This window comes from Telmatobacter sp. DSM 110680 (assembly GCF_039994875.1).
In the GTDB taxonomy this organism is placed as follows: Bacteria; Acidobacteriota; Terriglobia; order Terriglobales; family Acidobacteriaceae; genus Telmatobacter.
In genome coordinates, this window is sequence record NZ_CP121196.1 from 442258 (window position 1) to 463751 (window position 21494).

Sequence of the window (21494 nt, forward strand, 5' to 3'; positions counted from 1 at the left end):
CCCAGCCGCGAACTTTTCTCGAAACACTGACGCTGCTCCAACTCGGATCTAGTCTCGGGCATCCTGGAACGATGCATGATTAAATTTAAACCAACCCGATTTACCGAAGGCGATCAACCCAGTTTCAGTTTTGGTTTCTGCGAGTTGTGATCAGGTAATTGATCGAGCAGCACCACGTTGAGGAGCGACTTGTGCACTTGGATGCGACCGTTGTAGTCAATCAAACCGAGTTTGCGGAAACGATTCATAAAAAAGCTGACGCGAGATCGAGTGGTGCCGATCATGTCGGCCAGAGTCTCTTGGGTAATCGGGGGAATAAATTGTTCCGGTTCGCCGGGCTTGCCAAATTCCGCCATCAGCAAAAGAATCCTGGCCAGCCGTTTTTCGCTGGAGTTGAAGAGTTGATCGACAAGGTCGGCTTGGGTCCGCATACTGCGCGCGAGGAGAAACTTCAAGAAGATGTCCGCGAACGCAGGCTCATCGTGCATAACGCGCACCATTTCAGCTCTCCCGATTCTGAGCGCCGAGCACGCATTAACAGCGGTTGCTGTGGCCAAACGCAACCCCATGATTGCCGCTAACGATTCTTCTCCAACAAACTCCCCTGCCGATAGAAGTGTGATTGTGGCTTCTTTGCCGCCCTGAGACAAGACGGTCAATCGTGCCCTTCCTCGTTGCAAGTAAAAAACTGCGTCAGCCTTGTCCCCTTGGCAAAAAAAGGTCTGATTAGGTTTCAATTCGATGACTGTTCTTCCCAATCCGGCGTTCGCAAGAAAGGCGGCATGGTCAAACGGAGCGTCACTAATTGTGGCTATTGGCATAAGGTGTCCTTGCCGGGTATCTATGCTGAGAGCAAGTGGATGATTTTCCTGATACTGGGACAGGTTCCGGTCGTAGAAGGATCTTTGACAAGAAGCGGGTCATGAAGCCCCGACCGCGACGGATTCTCCACGGTGCAAGCAGAATTCTTCAGATGCTTCAGCCCTGTCAATCATCACCGTTCTAAATCGCGGTTGTCTGGTCAATATCGCTCACAAGGCAAGATGGCTGAAACTCCGCGCCTATTCGTCAATGTGCGGCCCGAGCCTGCGCCAAAGTAGCCACAGGAGACTTCAGATCGAGCAATGCCAACGCATAACCGGCGTTTGCCAAGACCTCGGCTGTCCGCCCGACCGATCCCTTGTGCCGCACCCGTAACAATGGCAACCTTCATCCTCCTAAGGTAATTTAGGCAGCTGAACCCTTTGTTTCTCAGCCGTCGGATAAATTCTGGTGCCCGGGAAGATCGCCTTCTCGGGTGCTAGAGGCGTGGACCTCGTTAACATGAACTTCTCCGCTACGATTCTGACGTCTTGTGACCGTGTGGCTCAGGGTGTAATCGATTTCCATCCCTGCGTTTCAGCCATAAGTGGCCGCAGTGAATGATGCGCAGAGGCGTGACAAAAAGTCCCAAATGGGATTTGAGCCATGAGGGGAACGACCACGCAGGCCAAAGCAAGCTCAGCGTGTGAGTTTGGGTGGCGTTTCGGCCCGCAATAGGAAGTCGGCGGTGTGGCACATTCATCCGCTCTAGCTTGCTATGGTTGCTAATGTTTTTGGCCTGAATCGGTTCTATAAAGGGACATTCAGGTGAACCAAGTGGCAGAAGTAAAATCCAGTAAACTGCTTATTTAGGTTGATTTACGTGAGAAATCAATAAGATTGGAATTGCTATGGTGCCGAAGAAGGGACTCGAACCCCCACACCCTTGCGAGTACGTGGACCTGAACCACGCGCGTCTGCCAATTCCGCCACTTCGGCACGAGACACGAACCCAGCAGTTTTCACTGGATCGGCAGCATCTCTGAGTCTCGCAAAAGCGGCCAATCGTGTCAAATTTCCGAAATCTTCCAGGCTTGCAAGTCACTTCTTCTTCAGGGCTTCCAACTCATCAAGCGTTCGTGGCCAGTCCGCACCCAATAGCCGTGACAGGCTGCGATCCGCCAGCACTTTTCCGCCGGTCTGACAACGGGCGCAGTAATTCGTTTCGTTGTCCGCGTAGCGAATTCGCTGCACTTTCTCGCCGCATCGCGGACACGGCTGATTGAACTTGCCGTGGACCGCCATCTCCGGCCGGAATGCCGTTACCTTCTCCGGGAACTTCTTCTGCGCTTCGGACCCCAGGCGATCCATCCATGCCGTCATGGTCGCGCGGGTTGCTGCGAACAGACGCTCCCACTCTTCCGGCTTCAGCTTATGCGTCAGCGCAATGGGCGACAGCTGCGCCGCATGCAGGATCTCATCGGAATACGCATTGCCTACTCCGCTGATCAGCCGCGGATCGGTGAGGGCTCTCTTCAGCGTGCGATTCTCCGCAGTCAGCGCCCCGCGGAAACCATCTAGATCAGTCTCAAAGATTTCCACGCCGCCCGGGTCCATCGATCGCAAGGCTTCTTGGCCGCGGACAACGTACAGCGATGCGCGCCGTTTCGATCCGGCTTCGGTCAATACGAGTGACCCGTTTGGAAAATCGAATGCAGCCAGCGCGTATTTTCCCGCCAGCTTCGCCTGTGCAGCCTTCCAGTGCAGCCGTCCGGCAATCATAAGGTGCAGGACCAACCAAATGTCGTCATCCACGCCGATTGCAATTCGTTTGCCGACGCGGCGCAGCTTTCGCACCACTCGACCTTCCGCCGCAGTCAAGGGTGGATCGACAGTCCGGAGCAGAAACACCGATCCCAAGCGCACGCGTTCGAGCGTTTGCCCCATGATTCGCTCTTCAAGAGCGGCGATGTACGCAGTTATGTCAGGCAGTTCCGGCATGTGTACAAGATTGAGTGCAACTGCTTGTTCAGCGCAAGGCTTTGTTCTGAAAGCCGGAGCCTTCAATGCCGTTCATGGTTCATCCGATAACGGTGTTATCGATGAGCCGCGTGGCGCCCACCCAGGCAGCGACGGCGAATAGCGTTCCCTGTGTGGCTGACAGCACCGGCCACAGCGTTGCCCAGTCCACCAGTTCGATGTAATCTACACGCACCGCCGGCTGTTCTGCGAATACGGTTCTTGCTGCCTCGATCAAAGTCACGCTTCGCCGCTCTCCACTGGCGACTAGCTTCTGAACACAATCAATCGCGCGACTGAGGACCAGTGCCTGCTTCCGCTCAGCAGCGTTCAGGTACACGTTGCGTGAGCTCAGCGCCAGTCCGTCGGGCTCGCGTACGATCGGGCACACCACGATCTTTGTGTCCAGTCGCAGATCGACAACCATCCGTCGCAGTACCGCCACCTGCGCGGCATCTTTCTGGCCGAAGAAGGCGAGATCGGGTTCTGCGGCAATGAGGAGCTTCGCCACGACAGTCGCCACACCGCGAAAGTGTCCTGGACGCGACGCACCGTCCAGTCGATCGCTCAGCGCCTCCACATCAACAACCGTCGCTGCACCGGCTGGGTACATCTCTTCGACACTTGGAGCGAAGATGACGGACGCGCCTTCCCGCTCGGCCAGCGCACAGTCCGCGCTGAACGTTCGCGGATAACGCGCGAAATCCTCGTTCGGGCCAAATTGTGTCGGGTTCACGAAGATGCTTACAGCAACGCGCCCTGGCCGCGCTTCAGAGGCCGCGCGAATCAGAGAAGCGTGCCCAGCGTGCAGCGCACCCATCGTCGGCACGAGAGCCATTCCGGCGCCGTTCGCGCGATCGCATCGGTGCGCGCGACTCCACTGTCGCAGTTCTTCGACTGTTCCTAGAATCTGCATTACGCCTTGCGTAGTTGCTTTACTGGATGAGCATCCCCGCGCTCGGTCTCCAGTTCCTTTCGCACCGCTGAGGACAGATGATAGCTCTCTTCGTCCGCAGGGAAGGTGCGATGTTCGACGTCCTCGCGATAGTGCTCAATCGCCACACGGAAGAGCGACGCCGCATCCGCATATCGCCGCGCAAACTTGGCCTTCGGTGCGAAGCTCAAATTCACCATGTCGTGAAAGACGAGAATCTGCCCGTCGCAATCCGGGCCTGCTCCGATCCCGATCGTAGGGATCGTCAACTCCGCTGTGATCTCGGCAGCCACTTCACGGGGAATTCCTTCGAGCACCAGAACACCCGCACCAGCCTCTTCGAGGGCCTTGGCATCAGCCTTTATCTGTTGGACCGAGTCAGTTGTTTTGGCTTGTACGCGATATCCGCCCATGCGATGCACGCTCTGCGGTGTCAATCCCAGATGCCCGATAACCGGGATCTCCGCATCGGTCAGCGCCTGCACCAGAGCCACACGCGGACCTTCGATCTTTACCGCCTCTGCTCCCGCTTCCTTGATGAAGCGCACCGCGTTGCCAACGCCTTCGGCCACGGTGCCGTGATAGCTGCCGAACGGCATGTCTGCAACCACCAACGCCCGTCGCACGGCCCGCCGAACGGCCCGCGTGTGATGCAGCATTTCGTCGACAGTGACGGCCAGCGTATTGTCATGGCCCATGACGACCATGGCCAACGAGTCGCCCACCAGCACCAGGTCAATGCCGGCCTCATCCACCAGCCGCGAGGTCGCGTAGTCGTACGCCGTAAGCGCAGAGATAGGTTTGCCCTGGCGCTTCATTTCAGCCAGCGCAGGAATTGTGACCTTTGTGATGGAAGGATCAAGCGGCGAGGAATTCGCGCTTCCGGGGAAGTTCGTAAAGCTCATGTTGTCTCCAGTGCCGCTCCGTCAACGCAGGATGCGACCCGAACAAGAAAATTATACGCCCGTCAGGCGTGCCTCGAAAACAAGCGATCCTACGTGCCCTCGAGTCATTTGCTTAGATAAACCGTAATCGTACCGTTGTCATGATTAGCGGTAACGATGTCCGCTTTGCCGTCGCCATTCAAATCAGCTACCGCCACGCCTCCCCAACCACTTTCAGCCGGTTCGTTGATGCGCGAAAAGCGCAGCCCTGGGCCACCCAGAAAGATCGCCAGACTTGGACTCTCCGCGCAGTGCACCACGATGTCGGGGAATCCGTCGCCATTCAGGTCTCCGATTGCGAGACTGTTTGGCCCGTGACAACCCTCCAGTGAAAGGCCCTGCGCATGCGATGGACTGAAGCCACCTTTGCCATCTCCCAGAAGCGCGGTAACAGTCACTTGGTCGGCGCGAGGCACATCGCGCTCGTAGGGAATGATCGCCAAGTCAATCTTCCCATCGCGATTGAAGTCGCCGACAGCCACCTGCCATGGCTTTGCTCCTGCAGGAAACGGCGAGCCAGTTGCCTCTCGAAAGCCGCCTTTTCCATCACTCATAAGGATCGTGACGGTATCCTCATCGAGATTTGTGGTCACGATATCTGGAAGGCCGTCGAGGTTGAAGTCCGCGGAGCGGGGGCGTTCGTAGGGGCGGCGGCCAACGTTAAAGTACCGCCCGGGCGTTTGCAGTCCGCCTTTGCCATCGCCGAGCAGAAGCTCGATTTTGTTATTTCCCCAGCTATCGGTGACGACATCCTGCACTCCCCTGCCGCTGAAGGCACCCACGGCTACGCCATGAGGATGCGGATTGGAATGCACGTCGATCGGCGAGCCATGCGCCAGACTGAAGCCTCCCTTACCGTCACCCAGCAGAACTCTCAAATAAGGCGACTGATGATTGGCGATAACCAGGTCTAGATGACCGTCGCCATTCATGTCCGCAACAGCAATATCGTTTGGGAGATGTCCCGCAGGAATTGGCGAACCCGGCGCGAGATGAAAGGTCCCTTTGCCATCTCCCAGCAAGACGGTGAGCGTCTCCGCGTCATCGTTGGCCACGATGAGGTCCGGCTTGCCATCCTCGTTGACGTCGGCCACTGCTACAAATCGCGCGCCTTTCCCTGTACTGATTGTGACTTGGCGAAACGAGAGATTTGCAGGAGCGGATGCAACTGCCAGCGACCCGGTCACGGATGCGAGTCCGAGTGCCGCAGCCCAGAGCTTTGCGCCTGGCGTCCTCATCGCATCATTATCCTCGTGGCCTCGAGGCACGTCCATCCTGTCTGTTGCATTCAGAACCCTTGTGCGGCTTGCCGCTTGAGGCCATTCAACTTCAGATCACTTGCGCATTGTTTGTCGCCGCTGCACACTAGTAAGTAGCGATGCTTTCTCCTTTAGCTGCGAGTATTTACGGGGCAATCGGTCTCGCCGGCGCAACTGGGCTCGGCGTTGGAGGCTTCGCCTACGCCTCTCATTGGCCCACTTCGCAGATATTCGGCCGTACCCTTATTGCTCCGCGTCACCCCGACCAAATCGCGCTCACATTCGACGACGGTCCAAATCCCGCGTGGACGCCTAGACTTCTCGACATCCTTGCCGAGCACCAAGTTCACGCCACGTTCTTCATGGTCGGCAAATTCGTCAAAACCGAGCTCGAGCTCGCTCGCCGTGTTGCTGAAGGTGGACACCTCATCGGCAATCACACGTGGAACCATCCGGACCTGAGCCGCACGCGATCCGCAGACATTCTTGACGAGTTGACTCGCACAAACGACATTCTCGGCGGCATCATCGGCAAACCCGTGCGCTACTTCCGTCCTCCTTTCGGCGCGCGCCGCCCCTATGTGCTTAAACTTGCGCGGCAGCTCGGCCTCATCCCTGTCACATGGAATGCGATGACAACGGACTGGAGTGAGCCCTCCGCCGACACGATCGCGCAGAATCTGATCAAGAAGATCGACAGTAATCAGCGCAGAGGGTGGGCCAGCAACATTGTTTTGCACGACGGCAATCACCGCGCACTCAACGCTGATCGCGGGCCGTCGGTGTCGGCAGCATCGCAACTTCTCGACCGTTACACCAGGACGCACAAGTTCCTCACCCTCGACGCATGGATCTAGAAATAGAGAACACCTACAGGACTGAAACGAGCTTCGTCCCGTCTCCGAGCGGAGAGACACAGCGTTGCAACGTGTGCAGGATCCGTTCGTTGCTGGCTTGATCCTTGATGGCAAAGCGAAGCGCACGTGATCCCAGATCGCTTCCCATGCTTGCGACATTGCGGACAAACACTCCTACTCCGCGTGCCCGGTCTATCACCTGCTCACCGGTCGGCTGCAACTCATCGAGATGAAACATCAGAAAGTTTGCTTCTCCGGGCACAATTTCGAGAACGCCAATGTCACGTAAGGCTTCATTCATTTCGCGACGCAGCGCGTGTGTCCTCCTGTACTGTTCTTCGTAGTATGCGGGGTCTTCAAGGGCACGCACTGCCGCGACCTGCGCTGGTAATCCGACAACCCATGGGGGCGTAAGCGAAATTAGATCCGAAAGCTGATGCGGTGATGCACATAGATACCCCACGCGCATCCCGCTCAGTGCGTAGACTTTCGACATCGTTTTGCAAACGATAATGTTTTCGCTCTCCGCCGCGAAGCGTTCTAGTGATTCTGAGGCCCCGACATAGTCGATGTATGCTTCATCGATCCACACCCTTGTCTCAGGCGGCACCGTGCGAAGCAGGCTTTCCAGGCCAGAGCGGCGAATGTGCATTCCTGTTGGATTGTTTGGATTGACCAGTATGACGAGGTCATATCCCTGCTTGATTCGCCAGGCAAGCTCGTCCAGGTCGACTCTGTATCGATCTCGCCGCGAGAGCGTGAGTCGATCCACCCGGCACCCAATTACCTTCTCAAGTACATGCCCGTACTCGCCATAAGTCGGGTCAAGTATCAGAACTCGCGATTTACGATGGAGCCAGTGTCGAAACGCGCGATAGATAAGATCAGACGATCCTGCACCCGGCAGAATATTCTCGGTCCGGACCCCACGATGCAGAGCGACCGCTTCGCACAGGCCCTCACACTGCGCAGGCGGAGATGTTCGAACCAGCCACGAAAGATGCTCCTGCAGAGCGCATAACACGCCTGGAGACGGAGGAAACCAGGCATCCAGGACGTCGGCGTTCACGATGACTTCGCGCCGTTCCAGAGTGTCGAATCCGTTACCAATTGCGTCAAAAAACGCCCCGCCGTGAAAGCAACATGGCGGTTTCAAGAACGGGAAGTCCATCTTCCAGTCGACGCGCTTGCTCATCTTGTCGATCGTGGACTTGTGGTGGATCGCATATCGACGCAGATCGGAAACTGATGTTTTTATCAGTTCATATGTGACTGCGCCCGATACAACTCGATGTCGAAGAAGTTGCGCACCAAAGCTCTGGTACATGCCCAATATTTCAGACCGTCCCATCGCAATGATCTGTTCACCGCCGTGCTCTTCTACCCAGCGGAAGGCTGCGTACATCAGGTACCAGGCAACGCGACTATGCCTGTGAGCGCGCGCGACGGTTAAGATTCGGGCTTCGTATGTGTGTCCATCGAGCTCAACAGGCAATTCGTCTCGCCGCACATATTTTTCGATGGAGTACCGGCCGAGAGTCGGCGGGGTGACACTGATGAAGCCTGCCAACTGGCTGCGAACCTTCGCCACGATGTAGATATTGCCGTCATCGAGAGCATCCGACAGCATCGCAGTCGGTTGCACTGCATGCTGCCCAAGCTCGGTGGCATACACCTCATGGCGCATGCGGTAGATAGAAGGCCGATCGGCCTGCGTGGCTAGCTCTATCGCTACGTTGCCAAAGTTCCTGTCTTTCAATCAACCATCCCCGAGAATGAATGCTTGTCTCGCGAATGAATGTATATCAGGTCTATAAAGCTTGAAATACCCGTTATGACACTTTTGGCGTTGTCACAATAGCTTTGCCCGCCTCAATCCACGATGAGGCGAAACGCCTCACCAGCCGCCTCTATCGTCGCCTTGACTTCCGCATCTCCGTGCGTCGTCCCCAGAAAAGCCGCCTCAAACTGAGATGGCGGCAGCCACACCCCGCGGTCCAGCATGGCCCGATGGAAACGTCCAAACGCCGCCGTATCCGACTTTGCCGCCTCGTCGTAATTCGTCACCAAGTCACCTTGAAAGAACCACGTCCACATAGCACCTACACGATTCGTCGTCAGCGCCACTCCGGCCTTCGCGGCCTCAGCCGCGACGCCATCTGCAACAGCCTTCGACGTCGATTCCAAGCGCGCATACACTTCGGCCTTGTGCTCCTGCAAATACCCGACCGTAGCGATCCCCGCAGCCATCGCCAGCGGATTACCGCTCAGTGTTCCTGCCTGGTAGACGGGCCCCAGCGGCGCCAGCATATCCATATACCTCTGCTTGCCGCCAAAGACGCCCACCGGTAATCCCCCGCCCACAATCTTCCCCAGTGTCACCAAGTCAGGGTCGAGTCGGTACAACTCGCATGCGCCGCCCAGCGCCACGCGGAATCCCGTCATCACCTCATCCACGATCAGCAATGCGCCTTCGCGCCGCGTCAGTTCGCGCAAAGCTTCGAGATATCCGGGCATAGGTGGAATACACCCTGCGTTCCCCACCACGGGTTCCAGAATCACCGCTGCAATTTGATTGGGATGGGCATCAAATGCCGATTCAACAGCCGCCGTATCGTTATACGGCAATGCATGCGTAAGCGCGGCAATCTCTTCCGGGACCCCTGCCGAACCCGGAATTCCGAACGTGGCGACGCCCGAACCGGCCTTCACCAGCAGTCCATCCGCATGGCCGTGATAGCAGCCTTCAAACTTGATGATGATCTTGCGTCCCGTCGCCGCGCGCGCCAGGCGGATCGCCGACATGGTGGCCTCGGTGCCGGAACTGACAAAGCGGATCTTCTCAATGGCCGGATAACACGTAACAATCCGCTCCGCCAGATCTGCCTCGCTCGCCGTCGATGCCCCAAAGCTCGCTGAGTTTCGTGCAGCCCGCGCAATCGCCTCCACCACGGGCCGAAAAGCGTGCCCCAGGATCATCGGCCCCCATGAACCCACGTAGTCGATGTAGCGATTGCCGTCCGCATCGACGACCCATGGGCCTTCCGCCCGCTCCACAAATGGCGGAGCACCCCCCACCGCGCGAAATGCCCGCACTGGCGAATTGACGCCGCCCGGGAAATAACGCTCAGCGCGCTGTTGCAGTTCATGGGAACGGGTGTGGGTTGGTGTTTTGGTTGTTTCTGAGCTCATCGTGGCTACAGTATAGAAGTCGCGCCATCGACCTGAAGCGCTCGCTCTCGACCCTTCGCATTTGTCGGAGTTTTGAACAGCAAATCGATTTCCGCCTTCACAGACCCGTGCCGTGAACCCTGCTAGAATCGACCTTTCCGACGCAGATTTTTTCGGAAAGACATTCCACAGCCCCAGGAATCTGGGGTCCCAAGCGACAAACGGGTGCCCTCTGGGCCGGTCGATGGGGTGGTTAGAAGGCTGAAATCGTGCCCGAAGAATCCAAAGCAAAGCCAGAAACCGTGCAGCAGCGCGGCATTACCTATGCCGACGCCGGGGTCGACATCTCCCGCGGCGACCGGGCTAAAGATCGCATCAAATACCTGGCTCAGAAAACCTTTAATCGCAATGTTTTAGGTGGGATCGGGGGCTTTGGGGCGCTCTTTCGGCTCGATCTGCAGAAGTTCAAAAGTCCTATCCTGGTCAGCTCGGCAGACGGTGTAGGCACGAAGCTCAAAATCGCCTTCGAAATGGGCCTTCACTCCAGCGTCGGCGGAGACTTGGTCAACCACTGCGTCAACGACATCGCTGTCCAGGGTGCGACGCCTCTCTTCTTCCTCGACTACTTCGCCAGTGGCAAGCTCGATCCCGAGGTTACAGAGACCGTCGTCTCGGGCCTCGCCGAGGCATGCAAAGCTAATGGCTGCGCCCTGATCGGCGGGGAAACTGCGCAGATGCCTGGCTTCTATGCCGACGGTGAATACGACCTTGCGGGCTTTATTGTCGGTGCCGTCGATCGCGACAAACTGGTAACTGGAGCCGACATCAAGGCTGGCGACGTCCTTGTCGGATTCCCCTCCACGGGCCTCCACACCAATGGCTATTCGCTCGCTCGCAAACTGATGTTCGACGTGGCTAAATACAAACCAAGCCAATACGTCACCGCCATTAAAGAGAAAGCGGGCACGGCACTCATGAAGACGCACCGCAGCTATCTGCACGTTACGCAGAAACTGGTTGCGGCCGGAATGACCGCCGGCATGGCTCACATCACGGGCGGCGGCATTACCGAAAATCTGCCCAGAATTCTGCCCAAGGGGCTGGCGGCGCAAGTTGAACTTGGCTCCTGGCCGGTGCTCCCGATCTTCGACCACCTCCGGGATCTCGGCCAGGTATCGCAAGACGAGATGATGCGCACCTTCAACATGGGTGTCGGCCTTATCGCCGTCATCCCCGCCGCGAAGTTTACACGCGCCAAGACTCTGCTCGACCGCGCGGAAGAGAAGTTCTACGTCGTTGGCCGCATTATTAAAGGCGACCACCACGTCCACTACACCTGATGAAATGCGGAATCTGCGGTACGGAACTCGACCAGCCCACGGCTCCTGAAACGATGGATCGCGGAGTTGACTGCGCTCGCTGCATGGCAGACTTGGGCGATTCCCGATGTATCTGATCGCTGGAGAAACTCGGCGATCCAACCATGCGAACTGAAGTGATGGCTTCTTATGAAGCGCGGCGAGTCAAGCAAGTTTAATCACGGAGAGATTCATTGGCAGGCTCGAAATCCAAAGCGCCCTTCCGTATAGGCGTATTGCTCTCCGGGCGCGGATCTAACTTTCTCGCCATCGCTAAATCCATCCGGGAAGGCCGACTGTCCGGCGTTGAAATCGCCATCGTCCTGTCCAACGTCGCCGACGCTCCCGGAATTAGCGCCGCACGGGATCTGAATCTGCCGACCGCCGTCTATGTTTCGAAAGGACGTCCTCGCGCCGAGCACGACGCCGACCTTATTGGCTCCCTCCGCGAACACAAAATCGATCTCGTCTGCCTCGCCGGCTACATGCGCCTGCTCTCGCCGGGCTTCATCTCCGCGTTCCCCAACCGCATCCTCAACATCCATCCTTCGCTGTTGCCCGCTTTTCCGGGACTCGACGCGCAGCAGCAAGCTTTCGACTATGGTGTCAAAGTTGCCGGCTGCACCGTGCACTTTGTCGATGAGCATCTCGATCACGGAGCTATCATTCTGCAACGCGCCATTCCGGTTTTGGAAACCGACGACGCCCACTCTCTCGCTGACCGCATCCTCGCCGAAGAGCACATCGCCTACAGCGAAGCCATCGCCCGCGTCGCCAGCGGGGATTACGAGATGCGGGGCCGCCGCTACGTCAAGCGCCAACGATTTGACACGGGTAATTAGGGCACCGCATGAATCGTAGTGTTGAAGAGATACGGATCCTGGTACTCCGTCACATCGCCGGCCTTCTTGCCCGGCACCGGCTGCAACCGCGCTGAGAGTGGCTTGTTCCACTTCAATGCCAGCGAAGCGACATCCGAGTACATTCGCTCCATCTGTTCGAGGCTCACATCTCCCGGCAGCGGAATCGTATCGAGCCCCGTGCCGCACACCGCCGAATACGCGAGCAGCGAATCCACGTTGAAATCATTTTCGGCCCAGCGCTGCGCCATCACCTTGTCTTCCATCACGGGCACCATCAGGCCGGAGTATCCAATCTGCTTCACCGGCACCGCCTTTACCGCCGCCGTAATGATTCGCGCTGCAGTCAGCGTTCCACTCGATCCAAATTTTGCACCGGTAAAATCTTCAATCGCCGTGGCAATCGAAACCTCGCCAAGCGGCGCAGGGGTTGGATCAAATCCCACGTACGCCCATCCTGTCTCGGCAGCCACCTTGTTGCCGATGCTCTCCGCCACTCTTGCATGTTTCGTCAGCGCGGCGGTCAGGTCCGTAGTTGCGGTTTCAGCATTTCCCTTGTCGCGCGTGAACACGTCCGCCACCAGGCCGGCACCTTCAATTCCGATGGCAAACTGCTTGCCTGCGCCCGTGTGAAACGACCCTGGATAAAAAGGCCCGAGCGGCTTCAGCATCGCTGTCGCCGTAAAGTTGAAGGTCCCTTGTGCATGCGGGCTGTGCTCGGCCACATACTTCACTAGCTCCGCGGTACGATGAATCGTCTTCCAGTGAATTCCCGACTCATCCGCAATGATCGAACTCGCTTCGATCGTCGGCAGCTTTGAAAGCGCTCGTTCCAGCAGATGCATCGTAGCTGGATCGTCGCTGTCGTGCATCATCGCCGGCCCTACGTTGGGAATGAAGTCTTCCTTCACTGACAACGCGTCAAAGCGCGCGAGAAACGCCAGCGCTTCCTCTTCCGACGCTCCCTTTACAAGCTCGCCAAGAGGCTGAGTCGTAATCCGCACCGACTCCACCTGGTACCCGGCCGCTTCGAATTCGCTTTTCACCTTTCGTAAGACGGTCAGCGTATCCGCGACCTGCTTTTCGAACTGGCTCCGGTCGAGACGCACAAATCCGGTGATCGCCCGTATCTTTGGATTGCCCGTAGTAGCGGCGCTCGAAGCACCGGTCTGCGCAAGCATCTGAAACGGCAATAACGCTATAGCGAGAAACACAAGCTGCTTCATATGAGCCTCTGGAGAAGAAGGGGATGGTGAGAACACCAATGTAGCATTCGTCACTTCCGTCTATAGAAAGCTGCCGCCGATCCGCCCTAAGTAGCAGATCTGTTCGGCAAAAAACTACTGCTATTTTGCGGATAATTGATGATGTCCGGCGTCAGCTAAGTCAGCAACTTACTTCTCAAAACCGCAAAGTTTCGTTGGAATTGCGAATCTGTAAAAGCTGAACTCACTTGGGTTCCAGCCGTAGTCTCGTCAAGTCCATGGCCGGACAAAATCTTCTAAGTTGCTCATTTCGCTGCGAAGATTCACCACGCGTTTTTTGCATGTTATTTCCACGCTCTCTCTAAGATTTAAAACATAGCCAGACAATCCAGCGATTGCCGCGCGAAGCTGTTCGCCGCGAAAGCGCTCGTCTGCGCCAAGGCGACTTACTCCGAATCTCTCACCGCAACCACGGCTATTTTCGCGAGTGCTGTCGCCGTAACTCACTGTCAGCGGCAGGCTGCGGATTGGCTTGCCGTTGGCGAGAAAAGGAATTTATCGCCATGGCAAACATCCTGGTAAATATCGAAAAAGGAATTGAAATCGGAGCTGAGGATGCCCTCAAGTGGCTCGCCGGCGCCAACAAGGCACTGAAGGCCGCACCGCAAGTTGTGGCCGCACTCGCCACACTGATCGCCGCGGTGGAGAAGCCGATCGCAGAACTCGCCGGCGCCGCCTCTAACCCGCTGAATATCGCTCTCGATATTCAGACCGCAACGGACCTCAAAGCCGCATGGCCCGAGGTCATCGCGTTTCTCACCAGTCTCGGCGTCAAATTTTAACGCTGTGAAACTGTGGAAATGTAAAGCTGTTAAGTTGCAACAACAGCCGGCGCCCCGTCCATCGAGCGCATTCTACTCGGTAGACGGGACCACAGACCCCAACGCGCAAACAACGTGGCAGCATTCTCTGCTACTGCCAGTCCAAAAGACCTACTTCCTTGTGAACGGTGATTCGGACAACAATCGCAAACAACCAATGTGATCCCACCGAAGTGGAGGGACCTGCGGTCGTTTTTCAACCTCTCAACTCTACGATCGCGATTGATATTACCAAATGGTTATTTCCGAGTAGACGGTGATAGGGGAGTAACGAAGCTTGCCCGGCCAGCATGGGAAATTGCATCGCCCTAACGGCGCAGGAAGGAAGCGAACACGTAGACGAAAACTGCGACAAACCCTACGACAAGCAAGCCGAGGAACTTCAGCCTAGATCGAATGCTGAACTCGCTGCTGAAATAGCGTTCGGGATGCGCCGGATCATAACGAATGGGAAACGTATCGCGTTCATCGACGTTAAATAGGGAACATCCATCGTCTACCCGGAATTGTCCCGATTGAATTTCACCGCCGTCGGGTGTGTAACAAAAGCCTATGGTGGCTTCTGAGGGTCCGCGTTGCCATCTTTCGGGAATGAAGCGGTCGGTCGAGGTCACTGTCGCTGCGGTCTCCGGCCATCTATCAATGCGGCGCATCCGCCCCAAGAGTTCTTCCAGCATTGTGGAAGCAGTATAGATTATCGGTTCCGGCCTGATGGTGGGCAATCCGGACATTGCCCGGTTTTGGAGCTCTGGCGGATCGGCGGTTATCCAACCGTGACATCGGAAAAAGCGTTCGAGGCATGGATTTTTCTGGGAAAGTCAACCAAATCTCCTATCGATTAAGAAAGGACTTCTCGCCGCCCACTAACTGTGGTGTGCCGGGCAAGGAGCCTCTGATTGCGCACACAGTGTGGGAACATGCTTCGTCTAAAGCTTGCTCAAACGGCTAGGGCTGTGGCCGCACTGCCTGCAGTTGGTTCCAGTCTCCCGAGAGTTGCCCGTTAGGATTGAAGTTCGGGTCATCGCTCATGATGTATTCGTTTGATCCGTTCAACCATGCGTGATTGTATTGGTTGCTAAGCTCCATGGTGGCGCCGGTCGTAGGATTGCGGAACGTCTGCACACCCCGAATACCTTGGTCCGCTCCAAAAGCAGCGTTTAAGGAACCACGTTGTTGATTGGCTGTGACTTCACTGAGGGTCTGTGCAACCTGGTTTTGAAAATTGGCAATGATCGCGTCGATCTGGGCTTCTTTTTTCGCTTCTACCTGGTAACGCCAGGCAAGCACTCCGTTCGAATAGGCCTGCCATTTCGCCTCCGGCCGTAGGGAACTGATCATTACTTTGAACAATTTGTCATTGGCATCGAGTTTACCTTTCGGCGCACTCAAGCCTATGACGTCGATCGCATGGCAATCGTAAAAGGCGCCTCGACCCTGACGAAAAGTCCGGGTTAAGACGACGAGTGCCACCCAATCCTCCATCTCTTTGCCGTCTTTCTGGAATTCGACGCGTGCGCGAATGGCCTCGGTTCGACTGTCGCCCGCGTTGCCGCCATCATCCGGCGGTAACCCCAATTGCCTTCGGGCCATCTGGTTGAGTTCAGGAAACGGCTCAACCGAGACCACGGTACTGCCGTTTGGAAAAAAGGTAAACACCTTTTGGCGAAAATACTCTTCAGCCTTCATGGGCTTCCACACTGGGCACGGCTTGCCCTGAGCGTTGATCTGGCGTCGGCTGGGATCTGTCAGATTGTGCAACGCTGCGGGATCATCCGCGAATTGCCAACTCAAATCGGGGGCGCCTTGGACGTCGATGGAACCGTCCGCACTTTTGGCCTCCCAGGCCACCGAAAAAAGGTCGGAAATACATCCCGATTTGGTATTGAATTCTACGTTGCTCTTGAAGTCCCACGTGGAAGGAATCAACAGATCCAGCACTGGCAAGTTCACCGGGTCCTTGCCATTGCCTAGTTTTGGATCGACGACGGGGGCGATGATTTGGACTTGCTTCATACGCAGGTAGGAGCCGGAGGCCGAATCTGTCGCAGCCGCAGCCTTTGTCACGGCACCGGCGCTGTGGGACGACCTCGCCGCGGGAGTCGCCACAGGGCCGGCGGCACTGGGCGAGGCGGTCGGGACCACAAGAGCCGGGGTTTCCGAAGCGGCCGCTGCGCTGGAGGCACTCGGCGCAGAACTATTACTCGGGCCTACCGGCAGCCCGGCGGCCTTTTTGCACTTATCGGACAGTGAGTCCTTGTGCTCTTTGAGGCAGGCGATGATTCGTCCTCCGCCTGACGGCACATCGGCGCACAGCTTCTGTGCATCCGCTGCGCAGGCGGCACGAATCGCCGCAAGCTGATCTTGTGCCATCCCCGATTGCGCCGCAACGGCGCAGACAATGACCACTAGAATCAAACGTCTCATGAACACCTCGCTAAGGTGGCGATCGAGAAATCGCGTGCCGAATTGCTCGAAAGTCTACCAGACAGGTCAATGAGATCGCTTCAATTGAGTGCATCGCTCCTCGAAAAACATATTGAGGATGTTCATTGAGCGCGCCACGGACACCTGTGCGTTTTGGTTGAGTTGACTTACATAGAGGTGGACAATCCGGACATTACCTGGTTTTGGAGTTCTGTCCGGATCGACGGTGACCCGCCCAGAACGCAAGAAAGGCCACTAAGGAAGTGCTTCTCGAACGCGACCGCGCCAGACGATTACGCAAAGAACTAGCCCGCCGATGAAGCCACTCAGGTACGACATGTTGTGTGCCCAGAGGTCTGCATAGAAGTTGGGCCGGATTCGTTTTGGAATGCCAGTCGCGTAGTACTCCATTCCGAAGCCTTGCAGAAAGTAACCGCTGATCCCCGCTGCAAGAGAGCACAAAGCCATAATGATCAGGAGCCGGAGAACTTTAGGAGCGAGGTCTGCCACGGAGGCTTTCGGTGTTGATCCCGCTCGCGCCGAGATTGCGAGCAGAACTCCCAGAAGAAGGCATACCCACCACGTTGCGAGAACGCCCCAACCAAGAGCCAGAAGTGTTGGTGATTGGGTATGAAATACGTCTGGATGATAGACGGTAAAGTATTCGACGCAAACGCGAGCCGTCACCTGATCGTGCACCACTCCGTAACAGCGCCAGCAATGGGGCACATGGCAACGATCTTGAGAGCTTCCATCGCGTTATTCTAAGGTGCATTGGATCGGTTCTGAGCGAGTGGTGGACAATCCGGAAGTAATCCTGATTTGGGGCTACTTCCGAGTAGACGGTGACACAACCGCAACCCCCAATTGCCAGCATCGAGCCTATTGTTTTACTTCGCGGATATACTCTCTGATCATGTGAATCAGGTCATCATTCTGGGGTGGTTTTCCATCGTTGTAGTCAATCTTGTAATGAAAGTTTTCGATGACCCAGCTATTGCCAGCTTTAGATAGTTCTGGCATCACTTCTTCTCGCTGCTTGCCCTCATCGTATCCGTGAACAATCGCATCACAGCGGTTGCCGTCGACGCGAACGTCGTCGACAACGAACCTTGGACTTGGATCTTGCGTATTTAAGTATGGATCAAAATCCAACCCCGGATCCTCCGGGTCTTTTGCCTGCACAGCATCTTCTCGTTGCTGGTAATGCAGAAGCTTCTGGCTCAGAACCTTATTGAGATTCAGTTTTTCAGCGTTACGATACAGGGAAGCAATTCTGCATTCCTCCTCTTGAGCTTTAATTGCCTCCTCACTCGCGCGGCTACCTTTGAGCGAATTGGAACAAAACATATCGACATTGAGAGAGACTCGGCAATCGTAAAATCTCTGTGCAAGCACCCGGCAGGATTTCTCGTCAGGCGAATCAGGCGCCTTTGAATTGACGCTATGCGCTTGGCTTGACTTCTGCTCGGACAAGGCTGCATGGGGTTTCGACTTACAAGCAGCCATATCTAGAACCGTGCCCACGACAAGCGCACACGCTGCAACTCTCGCACACGCTGCAACTCTATAGTTGTGCATCGAGTATTCCCCGCCAGAACAAACAACTTCAATGTCGGTTGAAGATTGAAAAGGATATCACCCAACCTGCCGAGAATCGCGATTCCGGTCGGGTAGTGGTCAACTCGGAAGTTACCTTTCAGTATCGACCCACTGCGCGCCAAACTCGAAATCTCTTTCATTCGATTCCGCATAGTCTTGGCCACGCAGAAAAAAGGCCGCCTCGAACCTCGAAGCGGCCTTTCTACTTGATATTCAAATTCCTATGTATTCACCGACCTTGCTTCGCCGAGAACGACCTTCACCGTCATCTGCCGCCGACCACGCATCACGGTCACGTTCACCGTGTCGCCAGCCTGGTGCTTGTCCATCACTATGCTGATGTCCTGTGGATCGGTGATCTGCTGTCCATCAATCGCCACAATCAAGTCGCCGCCGAGCATCACTGGCTGGTTGCCGACGTAGGCTTGCTCGTTGCCACCGCGCAACCCTGCCCGATCCGCAGCGCCGCCCTGTACTACCTTCTGGATCAACACGCCATAGTCGGCAGCCAATCCCATCTGCTCAGCGAGATCAGGGCCTATTGCGTATGACACGATGCCCAGCGAAGGACGCCGCACCTGCCCGTAACGCGTCAGATCCGACAGCACGGCCTTGGCCGTGTTGATGGGAATCGCAAATCCGATGCCCGAGCTCTGCTCCGCGCCGTTCGACGCAATCATGGTGTTGATGCCGATCACTTCGCCGCGTGAATTCAGCAGCGGACCGCCGGAGTTGCCAGGATTGATTGCCGCATCCGTTTGAATTGCGTCTTCAATCGGTGCATTGTCGCCATTGCGAATTGAACGGATGGAGCTGATGATGCCCTGCGTCATTGTGCCGCTGAGGCCAAAAGGATTGCCGATGGCGTACACCTTTTCGCCTACTGCAATCTGGCTCGAATCCGCCAGCACTACGGGCTGCAGATCGGGCGCGTCGATCTTCAGCAAAGCGAGGTCATGCACCCGGTCGCTTCCGATAACGGTGGCCTTGTAAGTTCGCTTGTTGCTTAGTTTCACTTCAACGCCCTGGTTGGCACCCTCGATTACGTGGTAATTGGTGAGCACGTGTCCGGCCTTGTCGAGAACGAAGCCGGAACCCTGCCCTTCCTGCGGAACCTTTCCATAAAAGAAGTTGAAGACCACGGCTCGCGACGTGATGTTCACCACCGAGGGCAGTACGCGCCTGTAGACGGAGATATTGTTCTGTTCCTCTGCGTCGAATGCTGGCGCAGCCTCGGCCTCCGTCAGTTCCAACGGCGAGGTCGTGCTCCCCGCGCTCGTCAGTGTCAGCGGGTTTAACCCTTTCGGGAAGTGGGTGGTGACAAACCAGAATCCACCCACCAAGATAAGGACCAAAACGAACTGGCGCAGTTTCATAGCTCTCTTAAACCTTGCGACCTTTCCATACAATTACGATGCCGACGCGGTCCGGTTCCATGCAAAGAAACTTCGTGTCGGCAGAAGCCTCAGTGCTCTTTCTATTTTAATGACCGCGGATTGACGTTTAAGTTGCTCTCCTGCTTCAGCCGCGGCCACAGTTCCCTCACCTGGGTTCGAAGCGCATCGATATCGCCGGTGTTTTCAAGCAGGTAGTCGGCGCGAGGAGCCTTTTCGCTGTCTGGAATCTGGTGCGCCAGCCGGGAGCGGGCATCGGCCTCCGCGTTGTCGCGGTTCGTCCCTGCCGGGATCGTTCGATCCACGTAGCGAGCGATTTTGGCATCGTCAGGCGCAATCACCAGGACAACGCGATCGATGCGCTTGCGCAACTCAGTGAACACTCCGTTTGCCTCTCCACTTTCCCGCGCATCGCGTTCTACTTCGAAGATGAGCGCCGAAACCACTACGGCGACTGCCGCCGGATCGCGCGCAAAAACCTGTTCCATCCATCGCCGCTGCGCCTCGATCACCGCCGGGTGGATGATGGCGTTTAACTCCTTGACGCGTCCACCTTTGAAAGCCATTTCGGCGAGTCGCGCGCGATTCAGACGACCGTCAGGCATCAGAACTTCCTGGCCGAAGGCGCGGACGATTGCTGTGAAGGCCTCCTGTCCCGGCTCCATCAGCGCGCGGCCCAGCTCGTCGGACTCGATCACCTCGGCGCCCAGCTCGTGAAGCATGTGCGCCACCGTGCTCTTGCCGCTGCCCAGTCCTCCGGTGAGTCCAACACGCAGCATCGGCTACAGGCCTCTCCGCATTTTGGCAGCGCGAACGGTGTTGGACATCAGCATTGCTATGGTCAGCGGTCCCACTCCACCCGGAACCGGTGTGTAGGCTCCGGCGAGTTCGAACGCCTTGGGGTGCACGTCACCCACAATCGTCGATCCGCGTTTTGCGAAGGTAGCCTGGCGCTTGGCATCTCCAGCAAAGAAGCGGTCGAAATCGTCAACCGTCGTAATGCGATTGATCCCGACATCAATAATGGTGGCGCCGGGCTTTACCATCTCCGGGGTAATGAACCCCGGCCTGCCGATGGCCGCGACCAGAATGTCCGCTTCCCGCGTGACCGCTCCGAGATCGCGCGTCTTCGAGTGGCAGATTGTGACCGTGGCGTTCTCGTGCAGTAACAGCATAGCCACAGGCTTGCCTACAATGTCGCTGCGACCGACAACCACCGCGTGCTGTCCGCTGATGGGCAGATTGCTGCGCTTGAGAATCTCGATTACACCCGCCGGTGTACACGGGGCCAGAGCTGGACGACCCGCCTGCAGCTTGCCGGCATTTACTGGATGAAAGCCATCCACATCCTTTGCCGGCAGCACGGAATCAAGTAGAGCTTTGGTGTCAACTTGCTTTGGCAATGGAAGCTGGATCAGGATGCCGTCGATATCGTCGCGGTCGTTCAGCGCATGAACAAGGTCCAGCATCTCTTCGGTCGTAACTGTGTCGGGCGGCGTTATCAATTCGCTGAAGAAGCCAAGTTCCGCGCAGGTCTGCACCTTGCTGCGGACGTAGATCTCCGACGCCGGCACATGTCCCACCAGCACCGCAGCCAGGCCCGGACGAATTCCCTGTGCCGCAAGCAGGCGCACTTCCTCTGCTACTTCCTGCTTGATCGCCGCTGCAATTGCCGCCCCATCGAGCACTTTTGCCATCATTCTCTCCCATACAATCGTATCGCTTTGGGTAGCCACGGAGGGCTTGGGAGTATGGTGCATCCTCAAGAATCCTCTTTACTTTCAA

At 56.7% G+C, this 21494-nt stretch carries 19 protein-coding genes and 1 tRNA gene; 4 read left to right on the top strand and 16 right to left on the bottom strand.

Annotated elements, in window-relative coordinates; translation table 11 throughout:
• Positions 1 to 113: 113 nt before the first annotated feature.
• The 6 genes from P8935_RS01780 to P8935_RS01805 all read right to left on the bottom strand — a co-directional run bounded on the left by P8935_RS01780 (position 114) and on the right by P8935_RS01805 (position 5936).
• Positions 114 to 821, bottom strand: coding sequence for a Crp/Fnr family transcriptional regulator (locus P8935_RS01780; RefSeq protein WP_348263294.1), 708 nt, complete (start codon positions 819 to 821; stop codon positions 114 to 116).
• A gap of 892 nt (positions 822 to 1713) precedes the next feature.
• Positions 1714 to 1800, bottom strand: a tRNA-Leu gene (locus tag P8935_RS01785).
• A gap of 102 nt (positions 1801 to 1902) precedes the next feature.
• On the bottom strand, positions 1903 to 2802 hold the full coding sequence (locus P8935_RS01790; RefSeq protein ID WP_348263295.1) for a DNA-formamidopyrimidine glycosylase family protein: 900 nt from the start codon (positions 2800 to 2802) through the stop codon (positions 1903 to 1905).
• 79 nt (positions 2803 to 2881) lie between these two features.
• Positions 2882 to 3736 carry a pantoate--beta-alanine ligase gene (gene panC, locus P8935_RS01795; protein WP_348263296.1) on the bottom strand — a complete coding sequence of 285 codons (855 nt, stop codon included), beginning with the start codon at positions 3734 to 3736 and terminating at the stop codon, positions 2882 to 2884.
• Positions 3736 to 4659: a 3-methyl-2-oxobutanoate hydroxymethyltransferase gene (panB, locus tag P8935_RS01800; protein WP_348263297.1), complete on the bottom strand. Its 924-nt coding sequence runs from the start codon at positions 4657 to 4659 to the stop codon at positions 3736 to 3738. The genes panC and panB overlap by 1 nt, the downstream gene beginning before the upstream one ends.
• A gap of 104 nt (positions 4660 to 4763) precedes the next feature.
• The gene (locus P8935_RS01805; RefSeq protein WP_348263298.1) at positions 4764 to 5936 is read right to left on the bottom strand and encodes a VCBS repeat-containing protein; all 1173 of its coding nucleotides are present in this window, start codon (positions 5934 to 5936) and stop codon (positions 4764 to 4766) included.
• A gap of 140 nt (positions 5937 to 6076) precedes the next feature.
• On the opposite strand from P8935_RS01805, the gene P8935_RS01810 reads away from it, so the two are divergent.
• Positions 6077 to 6814 carry a polysaccharide deacetylase family protein gene (locus P8935_RS01810; protein WP_348263299.1) on the top strand — a complete coding sequence of 246 codons (738 nt, stop codon included), beginning with the start codon at positions 6077 to 6079 and terminating at the stop codon, positions 6812 to 6814.
• A gap of 13 nt (positions 6815 to 6827) precedes the next feature.
• Here P8935_RS01810 and P8935_RS01815 read toward each other — a convergent pair whose 3' ends face one another.
• Positions 6828 to 8573: a histidinol-phosphate transaminase gene (locus P8935_RS01815; RefSeq protein ID WP_348263300.1), complete on the bottom strand. Its 1746-nt coding sequence runs from the start codon at positions 8571 to 8573 to the stop codon at positions 6828 to 6830.
• Between the two features lie 113 nt (positions 8574 to 8686).
• On the bottom strand, positions 8687 to 10006 hold the full coding sequence (gene hemL, locus P8935_RS01820; protein WP_348263301.1) for a glutamate-1-semialdehyde 2,1-aminomutase: 1320 nt from the start codon (positions 10004 to 10006) through the stop codon (positions 8687 to 8689).
• 248 nt (positions 10007 to 10254) lie between these two features.
• Here hemL and purM point away from each other — a divergent pair, with 248 nt between their 5' ends.
• Both purM and purN read left to right on the top strand, forming a co-directional pair.
• On the top strand, positions 10255 to 11325 hold the full coding sequence (gene purM, locus P8935_RS01825; protein WP_348263302.1) for a phosphoribosylformylglycinamidine cyclo-ligase: 1071 nt from the start codon (positions 10255 to 10257) through the stop codon (positions 11323 to 11325).
• Between the two features lie 212 nt (positions 11326 to 11537).
• Positions 11538 to 12185: a phosphoribosylglycinamide formyltransferase gene (purN, locus tag P8935_RS01830; RefSeq protein ID WP_348263303.1), complete on the top strand. Its 648-nt coding sequence runs from the start codon at positions 11538 to 11540 to the stop codon at positions 12183 to 12185.
• Here purN and P8935_RS01835 read toward each other — a convergent pair.
• On the bottom strand, positions 12182 to 13429 hold the full coding sequence (locus tag P8935_RS01835) for a DUF711 family protein (RefSeq protein ID WP_348263304.1): 1248 nt from the start codon (positions 13427 to 13429) through the stop codon (positions 12182 to 12184). The two genes, purN and P8935_RS01835, sit on opposite strands and share 4 nt — an antisense overlap.
• Before the next feature lie 542 nt (positions 13430 to 13971).
• Between P8935_RS01835 and P8935_RS01840 the strand changes: the two genes are divergently transcribed.
• Entirely contained in the window at positions 13972 to 14250 is a 279-nt protein-coding gene (locus P8935_RS01840; RefSeq protein ID WP_348263305.1) for a hypothetical protein, read from the top strand.
• A 347-nt stretch (positions 14251 to 14597) separates the two neighbouring features.
• Here the strand turns inward: P8935_RS01840 and P8935_RS01845 are convergent, their stop codons facing one another.
• The 7 genes from P8935_RS01845 to P8935_RS01875 all read right to left on the bottom strand — a co-directional run bounded on the left by P8935_RS01845 (position 14598) and on the right by P8935_RS01875 (position 21409).
• Positions 14598 to 15020: a DUF3592 domain-containing protein gene (locus tag P8935_RS01845; RefSeq protein ID WP_348263306.1), complete on the bottom strand. Its 423-nt coding sequence runs from the start codon at positions 15018 to 15020 to the stop codon at positions 14598 to 14600.
• 214 nt (positions 15021 to 15234) lie between these two features.
• Positions 15235 to 16713 carry a cysteine rich repeat-containing protein gene (locus P8935_RS01850; protein WP_348263307.1) on the bottom strand — a complete coding sequence of 493 codons (1479 nt, stop codon included), beginning with the start codon at positions 16711 to 16713 and terminating at the stop codon, positions 15235 to 15237.
• Between the two features lie 255 nt (positions 16714 to 16968).
• Positions 16969 to 17442, bottom strand: coding sequence for a hypothetical protein (locus P8935_RS01855; protein WP_348263308.1), 474 nt, complete (start codon positions 17440 to 17442; stop codon positions 16969 to 16971).
• Between the two features lie 153 nt (positions 17443 to 17595).
• Positions 17596 to 18240, bottom strand: a complete 645-nt coding sequence (locus tag P8935_RS01860; RefSeq protein ID WP_348263309.1) for a hypothetical protein — start codon at positions 18238 to 18240, stop codon at positions 17596 to 17598.
• Positions 18241 to 18536: 296 nt separating this feature from the next.
• Positions 18537 to 19691 (bottom strand): trypsin-like peptidase domain-containing protein, encoded by a 1155-nt coding sequence (locus P8935_RS01865; protein WP_348263310.1) that lies wholly within the window; start codon positions 19689 to 19691, stop codon positions 18537 to 18539.
• 101 nt (positions 19692 to 19792) lie between these two features.
• Positions 19793 to 20488 (bottom strand): dephospho-CoA kinase, encoded by a 696-nt coding sequence (coaE, locus tag P8935_RS01870; RefSeq protein ID WP_348263311.1) that lies wholly within the window; start codon positions 20486 to 20488, stop codon positions 19793 to 19795.
• 3 nt (positions 20489 to 20491) lie between these two features.
• Entirely contained in the window at positions 20492 to 21409 is a 918-nt protein-coding gene (locus tag P8935_RS01875; RefSeq protein WP_348265302.1) for a bifunctional 5,10-methylenetetrahydrofolate dehydrogenase/5,10-methenyltetrahydrofolate cyclohydrolase, read from the bottom strand.
• Positions 21410 to 21494 lie beyond the last annotated feature (85 nt).

Coding starts and splice junctions, on each gene's coding strand:
- panC (WP_348263296.1), bottom strand. CDS start 3,736: ATGCAGATTCTAGGAACAGTCGAAGAACTGCGACAGTGGAGTCGCGCG.
- P8935_RS01835 (WP_348263304.1), bottom strand. CDS start 13,429: ATGAAGCAGCTTGTGTTTCTCGCTATAGCGTTATTGCCGTTTCAGATG.
- P8935_RS01810 (WP_348263299.1), top strand. CDS start 6,077: ATGCTTTCTCCTTTAGCTGCGAGTATTTACGGGGCAATCGGTCTCGCC.
- coaE (WP_348263311.1), bottom strand. CDS start 20,488: ATGCTGCGTGTTGGACTCACCGGAGGACTGGGCAGCGGCAAGAGCACG.
- P8935_RS01875 (WP_348265302.1), bottom strand. CDS start 21,409: ATGATGGCAAAAGTGCTCGATGGGGCGGCAATTGCAGCGGCGATCAAG.
- P8935_RS01790 (WP_348263295.1), bottom strand. CDS start 2,802: ATGCCGGAACTGCCTGACATAACTGCGTACATCGCCGCTCTTGAAGAG.
- P8935_RS01845 (WP_348263306.1), bottom strand. CDS start 15,020: ATGTCCGGATTGCCCACCATCAGGCCGGAACCGATAATCTATACTGCT.
- P8935_RS01850 (WP_348263307.1), bottom strand. CDS start 16,713: ATGAGACGTTTGATTCTAGTGGTCATTGTCTGCGCCGTTGCGGCGCAA.
- panB (WP_348263297.1), bottom strand. CDS start 4,659: ATGAGCTTTACGAACTTCCCCGGAAGCGCGAATTCCTCGCCGCTTGAT.
- P8935_RS01840 (WP_348263305.1), top strand. CDS start 13,972: ATGGCAAACATCCTGGTAAATATCGAAAAAGGAATTGAAATCGGAGCT.
- P8935_RS01865 (WP_348263310.1), bottom strand. CDS start 19,691: ATGAAACTGCGCCAGTTCGTTTTGGTCCTTATCTTGGTGGGTGGATTC.
- P8935_RS01805 (WP_348263298.1), bottom strand. CDS start 5,936: ATGAGGACGCCAGGCGCAAAGCTCTGGGCTGCGGCACTCGGACTCGCA.
- P8935_RS01780 (WP_348263294.1), bottom strand. CDS start 821: ATGCCAATAGCCACAATTAGTGACGCTCCGTTTGACCATGCCGCCTTT.
- hemL (WP_348263301.1), bottom strand. CDS start 10,006: ATGAGCTCAGAAACAACCAAAACACCAACCCACACCCGTTCCCATGAA.